11 protein-coding genes and 2 pseudogenes are annotated in these 14,727 nt (G+C 41.2%); 3 read left to right on the forward strand and 10 right to left on the reverse strand.

The features are described from left to right. The 7 genes and pseudogenes from KQI58_RS11005 to KQI58_RS11035 all read right to left on the reverse strand — a co-directional run. Positions 1-1,234: ISL3 family transposase (locus KQI58_RS11005; RefSeq protein ID WP_216409049.1), on the reverse strand; the 1,234-nt coding region annotated here is incomplete at its 3' end. 158 nt (positions 1,235-1,392) lie between these two features. Then, positions 1,393-1,857, reverse strand: coding sequence for a PTS sugar transporter subunit IIA (locus KQI58_RS11010; protein ID WP_216409050.1), 465 nt, complete (start codon positions 1,855-1,857; stop codon positions 1,393-1,395). 2 nt (positions 1,858-1,859) lie between these two features. Then, positions 1,860-2,645, reverse strand: coding sequence for a ChbG/HpnK family deacetylase (locus KQI58_RS11015; RefSeq protein WP_216409051.1), 786 nt, complete (start codon positions 2,643-2,645; stop codon positions 1,860-1,862). Beyond that, positions 2,614-4,035, reverse strand: a pseudogene (locus KQI58_RS23145) (PTS transporter subunit EIIC). Before KQI58_RS23145 ends, KQI58_RS11015 begins: the two are co-directional and overlap by 32 nt. Beyond that, positions 4,028-4,873: a PRD domain-containing protein gene (locus KQI58_RS11025; RefSeq protein WP_216409052.1), complete on the reverse strand. Its 846-nt coding sequence runs from the start codon at positions 4,871-4,873 to the stop codon at positions 4,028-4,030. The pseudogene KQI58_RS23145 and the gene KQI58_RS11025 overlap by 8 nt, the downstream one beginning before the upstream one ends. 206 nt (positions 4,874-5,079) lie before the next feature. Further along, positions 5,080-5,931 (reverse strand): aminoglycoside 6-adenylyltransferase, encoded by an 852-nt coding sequence (locus KQI58_RS11030; RefSeq protein WP_216409053.1) that lies wholly within the window; start codon positions 5,929-5,931, stop codon positions 5,080-5,082. Between the two features lie 32 nt (positions 5,932-5,963). Then, positions 5,964-6,737 (reverse strand): HAD hydrolase family protein, encoded by a 774-nt coding sequence (locus KQI58_RS11035; RefSeq protein WP_216409054.1) that lies wholly within the window; start codon positions 6,735-6,737, stop codon positions 5,964-5,966. 356 nt (positions 6,738-7,093) lie between these two features. Here KQI58_RS11035 and thyA point away from each other — a divergent pair, with 356 nt between their 5' ends. Beyond that, entirely contained in the window at positions 7,094-7,969 is an 876-nt protein-coding gene (gene thyA / locus KQI58_RS11040) for a thymidylate synthase (RefSeq protein WP_216409055.1), read from the forward strand. 67 nt (positions 7,970-8,036) lie between these two features. Here the strand turns inward: thyA and KQI58_RS11045 are convergent, their stop codons facing one another. Further along, positions 8,037-9,608, reverse strand: coding sequence for a C39 family peptidase (locus KQI58_RS11045; RefSeq protein ID WP_216409056.1), 1,572 nt, complete (start codon positions 9,606-9,608; stop codon positions 8,037-8,039). Between the two features lie 294 nt (positions 9,609-9,902). Between KQI58_RS11045 and KQI58_RS11050 the strand changes: the two genes are divergently transcribed. Continuing rightward, positions 9,903-10,211 (forward strand): YrhK family protein, encoded by a 309-nt coding sequence (locus tag KQI58_RS11050; RefSeq protein ID WP_216409057.1) that lies wholly within the window; start codon positions 9,903-9,905, stop codon positions 10,209-10,211. A gap of 207 nt (positions 10,212-10,418) precedes the next feature. On the opposite strand, the gene KQI58_RS11055 is transcribed toward KQI58_RS11050, so the two are convergent. Then, positions 10,419-11,864: a MucBP domain-containing protein gene (locus tag KQI58_RS11055; RefSeq protein ID WP_216409058.1), complete on the reverse strand. Its 1,446-nt coding sequence runs from the start codon at positions 11,862-11,864 to the stop codon at positions 10,419-10,421. Between the two features lie 836 nt (positions 11,865-12,700). On the opposite strand from KQI58_RS11055, the gene KQI58_RS11065 reads away from it, so the two are divergent. Then, positions 12,701-13,213, forward strand: a complete 513-nt coding sequence (locus tag KQI58_RS11065) for a hypothetical protein (protein ID WP_216409059.1) — start codon at positions 12,701-12,703, stop codon at positions 13,211-13,213. Positions 13,214-13,432: 219 nt separating this feature from the next. Here the strand turns inward: KQI58_RS11065 and KQI58_RS11070 are convergent. Continuing rightward, positions 13,433-14,667, reverse strand: a pseudogene (locus tag KQI58_RS11070) (IS256 family transposase). Positions 14,668-14,727: the final 60 nt, after the last annotated feature.

Here is a 14,727-nt window from a genome sequence, read left to right on the forward strand (position 1 = left end):
CGCTGTATCGGAGATAAAAGTAAATAATGTCATCCGGGTGACCATCTTGCATCATTTTGAAAATAATATTTAAGTAATCATCCATAACTGTTTTTCGTTTTTTATAGTTTCTCGGCTGACCCATCTGACAGAGGTCTTCTTCTGTCATTTGAAGATATTTCTTTAGTGTGATTGGATGAATGTTAAATTGATGGGCTAAATGAAAAGGATCCTTTTTCTCTGTTTCTGCCCAATACGTTTGAATGGTACGAATCAACTGTTGTTTTTCTCGGCGACTTTCCGCCTGTTTTTGGTACTGCGGGCTACTTAGATCGCGTTTTTTATTATCAAAAACGATCTCTGAACCATCTGAATTTCTTGGAACAGAATTATCGTAAGACAACTTGGCTAAGTAGACTGAATCCGGTGTTCTTTCAACGTAAACCTTCTTGGGTTCTTGATCTAATAAGCGACCTTCATGGAAGAAAAGTGTCTGGGGGAGCTGGGAGGAAAAAATTTCTTTTAGATGCGTGATCAAATTTTGAAGTAAATGAAAGCGATCAGCCACTTGTACACAATCGGGAAGGATGTCAGTAATGGCTTTAGCGTAGACGTTGGCGCGATCGCGGGCTACGAATTGAATTTTTTTATGGTGGACTAACCATTCTTTTAATGTAGCGGCTGTTCGTCCCTCAAGGAGGGCAAGCAGCTGATGGTCTTGCATATCGTAGATAGCTGTGGCATAGGTCTGCCCTTTTCTTATGGCTACATCATCGATCCCTATTGCTTCGACATTTGGTCGATCTTCGAATATCAATCGATCATACAGTCGTTGAATGGTATCATTGCTCACTGAGACACCTAAGAGAGCCAATACTTTACTAGCACATTCATTGCTCAAAAAGATTGCCACACCTAAAATAAAGGTATTGAGGGCATCGGTTCGAACTTGAGAAGAACGGGCAAAAGGAAGAGCTTCAGTAAAGACCTGTCTGGAGCAGTCGGGATTTGAGCAACTATATTTGTAAAGGTTGGCGTGAAGAAATGTTTGTTTACCATGGATTGGCGTATCTTGAAGTGTTCGTTGATATGTCGCAGTTAAGGTTCGACACAACGTGCCACAAGTAGGACAGGAACATTCATGAGGTTTTGACTTAATGAACAAATGGACTGTTTCAGAATCTTCCGAGGTATCATAGATAAAATGGTCTTCATCCAACAAAAAAGAGCACTGGGTTAATTCGGTGTAGTTCATTCTAAAGCCCCTCTTTCTAACTATAGTATAAGACGGGAAATATCAAAATAGTACAAATAGCCACAAAAAAGCAGGTACGAATGTACTTGCTTTTTTGTGGCTATAACCAAACCTGAGAAAGAACCAAAAATCCTGTCGCAGCTCCGTTTTCTATCCATTTACTTCCACGTACCAATTTCTTCTCCATCGACTACCTCGATGCCCGTTTGAAAATCAAACTGATAGTCCTTTGGATTCGTAACGATCAGCATCACTACATCATCCAATCCCGCAGAAGAGATCACCTTTCGATCAAAGCGCATCAGCAGTTCGCCAGCCTTCACCTTTTGACCTTCAGTTACGAGTAATTCAAAGCCTTCATTTGCGAGACTGACTGTATCCAGCCCTACATGGATCAATAATTCAATCCCCTCTTGTGTTTCCAGTCCAATAGCGTGCTGCATTTGCGGATTCGCCGCCTTTATTACTCCATCAACAGGCGAAACGATCCGTCCAGCAGCTGGGTAAATAGCCAGGCCCTCACCCATCATTCCCGTTGAAAAAACCTCATCCTTTACTTCAGTTAAAGGGGCAACCTTACCAGTTACAAAAGCATCTAGCTTTTTCTTCTTCTTAAAAAACATCACTACACTTCCTTATACGAAATCAGTTCAATCTTTAATTGCTCTAAACGATCCTTAACCGCTGGATCAGTGAGAAACGCCACCTCGGCAGTTCGTGGAATCAATAATGAAGAATTCTTTAGAATATAATCATCTAAATAGCCTGGATGGAAAATCATCATATCCACACCATCGTCATGTAAATTGGCAAGCAGCTTTTCCAATGTACGATAAGGATCATAATCAGCCTGCATCGATTCCATATACAGATAGACCTTCGTTCCATTCACATCGATAAAGGCATCCTCCGTCAAAGAATTCGGCCCTTGACCTTGAGGCAATCCAGAATATTTCAATCCATGCTCCGCCGCGAATTGCTCCATCGCTTTAAAATAATTGGCACTGGTTACCGCATGCCCTTCAAAATAATCCGGTTTTCTGCCAAACAGCTCTAAAAATCGTTGATATTGTGCTTCAATCTCTAACATGACCTCCGAAAAAACAACGAAATCTTCAGTCGCCTCTCGATACATTTTAGAGGATTTAAAATTGCCTTCCTCATCAACCAAAGAAGGGATCTGTTCAGGATCAGCCAATGGTTTTCCAACACAGATATTGGTGTGTTGGCTAAAGGCGATCGGTTCATTTTTCAGCAAATCAACTCCATGAGCTGTGGTCGGCATGTTTACCATGACCCCCACGCTCCGGATCAAGCCTTCCTTTACCGCTTTTTCAATCCCATAATTGACCGCTTCCGAATAACCGAGGTCATCGGCTCTAAACAAGACTTTCTTCGAGTACTTCGTCATTTTCTTTTACGTCCTCCTTGATACTTAAAACATAAGTCACTGCCGCAGATACGATAAAGCCGATCCCGCAAGCAATGAAGCCGTTGATCATATTGGCATTGGTCCCGCCTACAAATGAAATCAAACAGGCGAAATTCGCCACTGGAATTAATGTATAGGCAGTCACCCCTGTCAATCCAGCATAAAGACCACCAGCTAGACCTCCTGCCATCAGTCCAATGAATGGTTTTCTGTAACGCACACCTAAGCCATAAACACCTGGCTCAGTCACACCGCCAACTAAACAAGCAGCTAGAAAACTAAAGGCCAGCGCCTTTTCATTTTTATTGCGTAAGCGTAAGAAGGAGCCTAGACACATTCCCGCCACACACATGCTGGAAATGATCGCCGCAGGTGTTACCAGTGAATCCTGTCCGTTTTGGGCAAAGAGTGTAATCATCGTTGAGATCATCAGCAAGTGCATGCCTGTCATTACCAAGAATTGCCATAACGCCGCAATCACTGCTACAGCCTAGAATCCACCAATCGCATCTAGTGACAATAAGAATTTACTAATGTGTTCCCCCGCAACAAATCCAGCAGGTCCTAAGACAATTAACGTGATTGGCAGCATGACCACCATCGTCAATGTTGGCGTAAAGATTGTTCCTAAAGTAGACGGAATCACCTTCTTAAAGAATTTTTCTACATACGACATGATCCAAATCGAGAGAATCATTGGAAGCACTGTGCTGGCATAATTCTGTGTAGCAACGGGAATCCCGAGAATATCAAAAGCTGCTCCATCTGCCGTGATTTGCGTAAACGTCGGATGAAGCAGAACGCCCCCTAAAAACATCCCTAAAACTGGCGTAACGCCAAATTTTTTCGCAGCAGTATACCCCAAGAAAACCGGGAAGAAATAAAATCCCGCATCGCCGACAAATGTCAATAACGTAGCTAAAGAGCTGCCTTCATGAATCCAGTTCAACATGGATGGTCCGAAAACGGCCATGACCATTTTGAACATTGAGGCCGCAATCAGCACAGGAATTAACGGTGTTAGACTTCCTGCCAAATAATCCAAAACCTTATTTCCTAATCCCTTTAAAGTAAAGGGCTCTTTTTCTTCCTTCGCTTCTACTTCTTCCTGCTCCTGTGCTCTGTCAGTCAGATCCAGCAAAACATTGTAGACCTTATTTACGGTTTGTCCAATGATGATCTGATATTGTCCGCCAGATTGGACAACGCCTAAGACACCAGTCGTTGACTTTAAGCTCTCTTCATTTACTTTGCTTTGATCCTTCAGATTAAAACGCAGACGCGTCATGCAGTGGGTCATATTTGAAATGTTCTCTTTGCCGCCAACATTTTCTAAGATCGTTTGTGCTAATTCATTAAATTTAGTCATCTTTTTTTCTCCTTACATTTTTTTCGTATAATCGGTTCATATGAATCATTAAATAGACCAGTTCATCTTCATTTGATTCAATGCCATAAAATTGCGCAATCAATGTGCCAACCTTTTGTGCCAGCTGATAGATCTCCGGATGCTGCTCCTTGATCGAATCCAGCATCTCCATTCCAGGACCAATCAGCTCTTCACCGCTGCGCATCCGCTTCAAGTAATAAAACATGTGCATACAAAAACGATTGTAGTTAAACTCATCACGATCGATCACAATGTGCAGATCCTGCTCGATTAAATAAGTTGTCTGCTGAATAATTTCTTCAATCAATACTTCTTCCTGGGAAATTTTATATTCCGATTGACTATTAACAAAGTGCATGGTGATACTCGTCAATTCCCCTTTCGGCAAGACGATATGTGTCTGCTCCTGAATCATTTTGACGGCCTTTTCCGCCAGAAAGCTCTCCTTTGGATACATCTGCGCAATCTCATAGGAATAATTCATTCGAACATTTTTATAGGTCGTCAAACGCTGAATGGAAAACTGAATGTGATCAGCCAAACTAAAGACCAACGTCGGATTCAGCTGCCCATTCAATTCCTCTTGTGCCATGCTGACAATCTCCGCACTCAAATTCAAAATCTCCTCCGGTATTTCCTTCAATAGTCCTTCAAAATATTCGCTTAGCTTGTAAAATGTCATGGTAATCTTGTTCAAATCCGTTAACTCATAAGGCGTTTTGGGAAATCCTAATCCTTTGCCAAAAGCAATCAAATGGTTGCCATTGCCATCAATCGCTTCAGCGACATTATTATTAATTTTCTTAATAATCTTCATTAACTCTTCCGCCTTTCCAATAAAAAAACTCTTTGAGCGCGCACTACACCCTCCTTTTTCAAAGAGAATGGTAATGCCTCAAAGAGTAACAATCCATTTTTATTTAATTTTCACTATAAATCATAGTTGATTAGTAAAACGTTGTCAATATATGACTCAATTTTATTTATTCAAAATCTTTACGTGTTCTAAAAAAAGAGAACAGGTTATAGTTCCTCATGCGCCGCAAGCCACTGCTTTACTTCAGCTACTAGCTCATCAGGGTAAGGATAGTGATAATGCTCCGCCAACTTACGTGATAGCCCTTCATACAGCATAATCGTTTTCTGCAACGCACGCCAGCTGTCTGCCGCATCAAAATGACCAAATACACCATTCAACTGCTGGAAGATCTCTTCATCTACCCATTCGTAGATAAAGCGACCAGCATGCCATGTATCATAATTTTCGCCATGGACCATTTTCTCGTACCATTCGATCGTCTGCAGCAGCACCTGTTTACATTCGGTATCCCGCAGCTTAACAGTCCATAATTCATTCCGTAAAATCTGTTTGCCCAAATACAAGGCAAGAAACCAAAAAGTGTTCACTGTATAATCGAAGGCCTCTGCCGTGATTGGCGAAGCTTTTGGCCATTCAAATTTTTCAGGAATCAGCCGTTGAGCCTCTCCTGTCTTATCCAGCAGCACTCGTGCGCCACGACGAAACCAGTCAAACGGCTCATTCTTAGCTAACTCGGCTTGATAGTTCGCGTACGAGGTAATCACAAAATCCACTTGAAAGCCGCCTTCAAATAAGGACAGCCACTCCAAACCAGCACCACTTTCGAATGGGATTGCTATGTTCAACTTACCAAGATTTCCGATCCAATCCTTCGAATTAAGATACCGCTTCGGATCATCCACATACATTTGGATATCCATATCGGAATACTCATCGGCCCCATGATCAATCCGTGCTCTCGAACCGGCCACATAAGCTACACGAACATCCGACTGCTCTTGCGCCCATTTGACAAAACGCTGTTCGACTTTCTTATAGAACGCTGCACTTTCCATCCCACACCCTCTTTTCTATCGATCATTTTTCGTTAAATCCAGCCAAACTTCAGACAAGCATTATAGATTCCATCGTCAACATTGCGATCGGTCACATAATCCGCCTGCACTTTCAGTTCATCCACTGCATTGCCCATCGCAATACTCGTCCAGCGCTTATCAAACATCACCAGATCATTCACGTCATCGCCAAAGACCACCACATCCTGCACTGGTCTGTCAAAATAATCCAAGACATCGAGAATGCCCTGCTTTTTGTTATCATGCTGACACATCGTATATTCCGGCACGAAACGCAGCTTCGAAAAATTTATCGGTTCAGGAATTAAGTGATCCTGCTCCATCGGTAACGCCAAATAGAACTTAAAAATATCCGCCGCTTCATCCACGTTGAAGGCTGGATCAATAAAATAGTCTGTCGGCTCCTGTCTTGGCCCCACCTGTTCTCTAAAAAGATCATTTTTCGCATAGACCTTCTCCGAGTCATCCGTCGCGATCAATACACCGATGCCTTGTTCCTCTGCCTGGTGAATCACTGCCAACGCTTCTTTTTTATCTAACGGTGTATTCTTCACCAATTTATTTTTAATCACCACACCCATGCCGCCTGAGCACACCATGTTTTCCAGGCCTAGCTCCTCCAATAAGCCGCGACACTTATAGTGCGCGCGTCCAGTGGCGATCGAAACAAAATGCCCATTTTCCTCTAAAAGCTCCAGTGCCCGCTTCGCACTAGGCACCACCTGTCCTGTACTACGGTCCGTCAATGTCCCATCAATATCAAAGAAAAACAACTTCTTTTCCATTCCTTCACCCGCTCCTTCAGCTTCATTCCATTCGGTTTCAATTGTATCATAGAGAGTGAGGAAATCGCTTAAATTCTCAAATAGCCAAGAAGGATGTTTCTGTTCTGTCCAACTAAAATTTGTTGTTCACAACCAATCAAAATTTTTATCCTATGTACTCCTTTTAAAAATAAAGCTAGTCGTGACTAATTTTTTTCAAAGTATCCCTCGACTTTATTATTTTGATTTTTCTATGGTAAATCGCAAACGAGCTAAGAGACCTACCAATCACATCGGTTATCTAAAGAATTTTTAATCCACGAAATCCCGCAAATATGTTAAACTCAGACAAAAGCAAAAAAAAGAGGAGAATTCTTGTGACTGAATATACTGGCTTCGACAAAATTTACCGCGACATCGTCATGGATATTATTGAAAACGGCACGGATCAAGACCCTGCCTTGGTTCGGGCAAAATATGCCGATGGCAGCCCTGCTCCTACTCGTTTTATTCAAGGCGTCAACTTTAAGATCACCCCAGCAGATGGCATTCCGATCTTAAAATCAAAACGTGTCTTCCAAAAAACACCCTTGATTGAATTGGAATGGATCTGGCAAGAATTATCCAACGACGTAACTTGGCTGCAGGAGCATAACTGTAAAGTCTGGAATGAATGGGTTGACGACAACAATACCATCGGCAAAGCATACGGCTACCAATTAGCCAAAAAATGCCGCAAGCTGCCAGACCATGAAGAAAAGCTTAATCAGGTCGAATACGTGTTGCATCAATTAGAAAACAATCCCGGCTCTCGACGTATTATGACTAGCCTGTGGGATGTCGATGATCTAGACGAAATGACCCTAGAACCCTGTGTCTGGGCAACCAATTGGAAGGTCAATAATGGTGTTCTTGATCTGCATGTCAAACAGCGCTCCGCTGACATGGCATTAGGCCAACCCTTCAACACCTACCAATACGCGGTCCTGCATCGCCTAATTGCTGACCAGCTCGGCTTTGAGCTTGGTACGATGCACTGGTGTATCGATGATGCTCACGTTTACGATCGCCATATCGATGCTTTGAAGGAACAATTGTCTCAGCCAATCCCTGATAGCGAACCAACACTTGTCTTACCAGATAAGTTCGATGAGAATGGCAACCAACGCTCCTTCTTTGAACGCCGCTTATCTGATGTGAAGCTGGAAGACTACGAGCATAACGGCGTGATTAAATATGAAATAGCGGAATAGAAAATAGAGCAGCAGACGATTATCGGTCGTTTGCTGCTCTATTTGTATTGCTCTACATTTTGTTTTTTTAGCTAATCCCGACTGCTCGACCGTCCCATTCCTTCGCAAAATCGGTAATCGAGACCCAAGCCATCGCACCGCGATCATAGGTTTTATTCGGACCGCCTGATCCGGCCTTTGCGCTTGAGCTATAGTACAACGGATCATACACTAAGAATTTATTATCCTTATATCCGGCAATGACCTTGCAATGGTTGCGAATCGTATTTGTTTGGTAAGAAGAATAGCCATAATACAAAACAGGATTTCCATTGATAATCCGATCAACAATGTTTTGTGTACTAACGTTACTGATGTTTGAAACATTTTTATACCACTTCTTCGCATAATTCGCTAACGACCCTGGGGTAATTACCCAACCGAAACCAGCACCGGTATACACATCTCCCTTTTGACCACCTTTATCATTAGGATACATCGGCAAATGATCTTGAACATATTTCAGATCAACATTCTTCCCTTTATATCTCAACAGCATCGTCATGGATGCGCCAGCACAGCCCCAAGGACTGAATACAGGAACATATTGGCTCACATAAGGCACGTTCAAGGTTCGCTGAACAGGTGCAATCGGTTGTGCACCACCTAGTGTGTACCACGAGATCCCTTCGTTTCTCCAGCCAGCCTTCAGCAGCATGTTACGCTCACTCAGCAGCATCGTGTAATGATGAGAGCCTGCACCTCTTGAATTTGGATTGAATACGCGATACATCGGCATGCCAGCCCAAGGTGTGTGCCACGCAATTCCTTCGTAGCGCCAGCCAGCTCGTTTTAAATTGTCTCTTTCCTTACCATCAAGGGTATAAAAATGCTCACCAGAATTTGGATTATAAATTCTAAACAGTTGTCGACCTGTCAAAGGGACCCGCATGCTGATTCCTTCATAACGCCAGCCTAATTTGACTAAGTAATTTTTCTCATGCAAATTCATGGTGTGAAGATGTTCCCCAGAATTCGGGTTGTATACTCGATAAATCGCAATCGTAGCAACAGGAGCAGCTTTCGTTTGGGCTTTTGGCGCAGCAGCAGCTGTGTCTTTAGCCGCTTGCGTTGTTGTCGCTACTGGCTTTTTTTTCGCCGGCTCCTCTTTCAGTATTTCTTGTTTCTGAGTGTTATCTAAAACCGGTGCTTCAACTGTTTCAGTAGAATCAGGAACCGTTGTTTCCTCTGTTTGCTCATCATCGACTTTAGCAGGATCAGTTGCTTCTTCCTCATCAGTTGGTTTCGTCTCTTCCTGATCTTCAGTCGGAGTTTCTTGTTCAATCGTATCCTTCGTTCCTTCCGATTCAGTAGGATTACTTGGTTCTGCAGGTTCTCTGGCATCTGTTGAAGGTGTTGTTTCAACGATTTCATCTTGCATATCATTTGCTTGATTCTCAGTTGTCGGAGCGCTGTCTCCTGCCGCAATCGGCTGCTCGGGTTCGACCACTTGAACAATTTGCTCCTTGTTCACCTCATCTGCATAAGCAACCTGATCATTTGTCGCAAATGCAGAAGCACCTAATAATCCCAAAAAGATAATTGGTGCAACAACCCATGTTTTTTTCTTCTTATACATTTTGAATCGCTTCTTTTCCATTTTTTCCCTCCTATAAAATAATAATTATCATTATTATTAAAACACGAATTATTTATTAATGAAAGCCTTTCCAGGATTTTTCGTTACTTTCGCTGTGTTTTATCAATCCAAATCAATATAAAATGATATTTACATTGGCTTCAAAAAGAAGCAGACGAATTTTCAGATCGTTTGCTGCTCTCCTCTTAAGATTCCCTAATCCTTCACCTTATTCAAGCAACATAGTAAGCCTTTCCGACAATCGATTGTACAATTAACTTTTATACAAAAAATCAGAAAGGTTTGATTTCCCTCATGCCCAAAATAAAACGCAAGGCCCATGAAGTAGAAGCCACTCTTGAAGAAGATATTGAAATACAAGGAAGACGTTTCCGTGTCTACTTTCAAAATAGATATACGATTCTCTCACTCGCTGTTGATTTGCTGACAGGTTTCTTTTACATCCTCGGCAGTGTAGCCGCCCTGACCCCCATCCCCGATCGAATCGGCATGTACTTTTACCTCGCAGGCTCGATCTTTCTAACCATCCGTCCTATTTTACGAATTATCAAAAATATTTTTATCTACGACGATCTGAAGGTAGAAAAAAAGAAGAAAAAATAGTACGATCACTCTATTTTGCAGAATGAGAATATTATGCTTCTAAGTAAAAGCTGAAGAACTAGCGCACTACTTTGAAGAACGGTTTCTGTGATGAACAGATCGCCAAATGTCGACATTCCCATATTTATTTGCTAAAAACTTGCGGGAGACAATCACAAAATAAAAAATGGCTACAGCGAAATTCACTAAGCCGCTGTAGCCTATTTTCTAGTTTGGAACGTACATATGATAAACGATCGTTTGATTTTCCTCGGTATAGTTCAAAGGTACCTGTTCGTTGAAGGAAACTCTAGTACCTGGAATCTCTGCTACTTGCTTCACTCCCTCTGAATCAAGATAAACAATGCCCAATGGATGATATTCAGAAACTTCCAGATTTAATCCACTTGGACCTACCACTTTGGTACCCACTTCTCCATCAAGTTCAAGCTTTCCATTATCTGGTATAGAGTAATTCGTGTCATAAAGGAAGAATCCTTCCGCCTTCACGCTGGTCCATATAGGTACCCCCTCTTCGTCTATATAGACATAGAAGTTTCTACCAATATTTGAAGTTATTTCGCTGAAATCAACGATTACGCGTCCTAACTGTTTTTCTTTTTCATACACATAGGTGACTTCCTGTTGCTGCTCAGTAAATTTGCCGGTTGCGTTTCCTTGAACTTCTTTGAAAAGGTAGCCTTCGATTGCTTTTTCCTCTGACGTATATTGTTCGCCGATACTTCCTGTTAACATCACATCTGGAGCGATTATGTTGCCTTCTTCGTCAACATAATGAACAATAACATCTGCTCCTTTGACGGGTTCCTTAGCATACACATAAGTGACTTCTTGTTGTTGATCAGTGAATTTTCCGGTTGCGTTTCCTTGAACTTCTTTTAAAATATAGCCGGTAATCGTCTTTGCTTCTGACTTATATTGCTCGCCAACATTTCCTGTTAACGTCTCAGCTTGGGCGAGTGTGTTGCCCTCTTCGTCCACAAAATGTACCAACACTGTGCCTTCTTTTTTCTCAGGAATAACTGATGAATTGTGATCATTGGTTGAGTGAATATATCCTAGATAATCATAACCTGAAACGGAAGTATCGGGTTTAAACGCACTGCCCTTGTCTAGTTTTTCTGTTTTCGCTGCGGGTAATTCAAGGGTTGCTGCTGCCGAAATACTTGTAAACCCGGTTCCTCCAACAAGCACTAATACTAGCAGTGCTTTTTTAGCTTGACGGCGTTTCCAAATCAAGAGCAGGCTACCCGCAGCTAGAAAAATTATTCCGAAATAGGTAATCATGTTATTTTGCATCTGCTCCCCTGTTTTCGGCAGTGTTTTATAGGTACTTTGCAGGACCTGATGTGTACTTGTTTGCCGGGTGGTTTGCTGCAAGGTTGCTTCAGTAGTTTTATTCGCTTGATTTACTGGCTCTGCGGCTTTTTTCTGATAAATTAAGCGGAAGTTTTCCTCGTCATGCGTAATTGTTGCTTCTGGCTGCTCAGTAATCAGATTCTTTTGTTCTGCCGGCGACAAGGAATCATATAAAGCGTATTCTGTCGTAACCGTTGCCGATAATTCCTCCGCATAACCTTCTGCTGCCCCAAATTGACACACCCCAACAATCATTGAAAGTACTGCCAAACAGCGAATATAATGCCTTTTCATTCCATTCTCTCCTTCACCTATGTTTTTTAATTACAGAAGCTGCTTATGCAGTCTGTATGGTGCCCTTATTTTTTCTTTTTCTGCTTTTTCTTACGGAAAGCTACCCAACGAGTATAATAAAGAACCCACAACCCTAACGCTACTACGACAATAGCCAATCCAATGATTTCTAAAAATTTCAAAGTGACCTCTCCTATTTGCAGCATGTAATGATTGGTAGATGAATCGATTCTCATTTCCTTTGTATTTCGGATAGAACCGATTTTCTACACTTTTGGGATGAAAAGACTTGCGTTGTTGTTTACTCGTTCGTTCTAGTTTCTAAATATCCATAAACTGTTTCATGTGAACCCTAGTTCTTTGCAATAGTACAATGAACGCAACCTGTCTGCTTCGATAGATTATTTCCGCATGAATAAAGGAAAAACAGACAAATAAAAAGCCCACTCGCTCCACTGAGTAACCCTTTTATTATCTGAAAAGAAGCATTCTTAATTCGAACGATCTTCATCAACTCGAAGCTTTTAGTGAAGCCATTGTGTAGCAAAAAATAAATTTACTTATCTTAAGAACGATTAATTTTATCTTTAATTTACGAGAGTATAAGTTTACAAATAACGCTGGTTTTCATTAGATTCTTAGATTATACCAAAATTAACTTAAAAATACATCATTATTTATTAATAATAATTATTTATTGAAAAGAGCACTTGTTGAGTGACAGACAGCGCTAATTTCAAACTGTTAATTGCTTATTTCCAGTGTTCCATTTCTTTCCTCATGCTATACTGAACACATCGAAAAAAGGAAAGCGCCTACTATTGGAGGGATGATGAATGAAAACCAAGAAGCAAAAAGAGCTGATCGATTCATTTTTACTCACACTAACGAATGAAGACAGATCAGTGTACCGAGACATTGTTCTTTACCTATCTGAACTCGGTTATAACCCGAAAAAAGAACGTTCGCATATCTCATTCAAGCATAGCTTGCACAATAAGCAGATCGCGAAAATTGGCATTCGAAAGAAAAAAGAAGCCTCACCCTTTTTCGCACTACGATATTCAGCTTGCAACAACTACTCAGAGAAATTCGCTGAAATCGTTCGTGCCAACATTGAAAAATATCCCAGCAAAACCCCTGGCTGTATCGAAAATACTTGCGACTATTGCGCCGGTGAACCCGAGACACATATTTACAGCTATATCTACCCAGGCGGAGAGAAAAAAGCCCATTGCGGAGCCACTGCACTGGAAATACCGAATATTTGCGCCGACGATTCCAATGAGATCAAACAGCTGATTAAAGAAGAACATGAGTATTTGTTGAAGTATGAGGCGACGCTATAAATGAAATAAACAAGAGGGGCAAACGATTTAATTCGCTTGCGATTCTTGTTTCTGATGGTCAAAAATTTGAAGTTTCGTGCAAATTTTGACAAAAACGGGTTTGTCAACTAAACTGTGGAAGTTAAATAGTTAAGAGTTTTTAACAACCTAAATTCTCTTGGCTATTTTTAAAGTCAGATGAATTTTGATTGGACACATAGTTAAATAAACCTATCGTTGTTATGGAAGGTAAATCGCATATTTTTCAATTCTAGAGGAGAAGGTCTCGTTGATCATTAACTGATTAAGCACCATAGCCCAGTTTTGAATTTGACCACCCGACCACTTCGCGTGTAATTCTTTCGTGCGTAAATAAAGTAGTTTTAGGAGTGCATTCTCATTAGAGAATGCTCCTTTTTTCGTGACTTTTCTGAAGCTAGAGTGAACACTTTCAACCGCATTGGTAGTGGACATAATTTTTCGAATGGCACTACCATAATCAAATAATTGTTCAATATGTGCAAAATTCCGTTTCCAGACATCTACAGCACCAGAATAATGGGACCACCGATTTTGAAAACTGTCAAAAGCAGCATGTGCAGTGTTTAGAGACGAAGTACCGTAGAACTTTTTCATATCTCGGCAGACTTCCTTATAGTCCCTACTTGGAATATAACGCAATGCATTTCGAACAAGATGAACAATACAACGCTGAACAATTACCGATGGAAAGATCGCTTTTGCGCCTTCTTCAAGACTAGAAACCCCATCCATAGAAATGAAAAGGACCTCTTCGACATCACCTGCTTTCAATTCATCGAACACTTGCATCCAGCGATTTTTAGATTCTGTTTGATTTAACCATAAACTTAAAATTTCCTTATTTCCTTTGAGATCATAGTCAAGAATGGTGAATACAGCATATTCTTTGGCTTCATAAAATTCTTGTAAAGTAACATGCATACAATCAATGAATAGAAAGGCATAGCATTTGGCTAGGGGGCGGCGGGCTTGCCATTCTTCCAATTCAGGAAGAATAGCGTCAGTGATATCTGAAATCATTTCATGGGAAATATCAAAGTCATAAATATCTTCGACGGTTGCGGCAATATCTCGTTGACTCATTCCTCGTGCATGCATGGAAAGAACCTTCCCTTCGATGTCGGAAACATCTCGTTTTCGCTTATGAATTAACTCTGATTCAAAGGAAGCCATCAATAGCTACTTCACTAAAACTGGTTTTAAGCGTTTTATTTCCATAGCCATTTCGACGGTTATCGTGTTCCTTAGGCTCTTTAGAATGGGCATCATAACCTAAATGGTTATTCAATTCTCCTTGAAGCTTTTTTTCAAATAAGGGACCAAAACACATCTTTCAAAGCATCTTGCATGTCATCGACAGATTCAGGTTGATAGGCATTCAGAATGGATTCAGCTAACTTTTCGGCATCAATATTTCTTTTCTTTCTAGCCATCGTGTACTCACCTCTTGATCTTATTGTAGAAAAAGAAAAACCGCGAAGCAACCACCTGCC

Source organism: Enterococcus raffinosus, from assembly GCF_018917525.1.
Lineage (GTDB): Bacteria > Bacillota > Bacilli > Lactobacillales > Enterococcaceae > Enterococcus_A > Enterococcus_A raffinosus_A.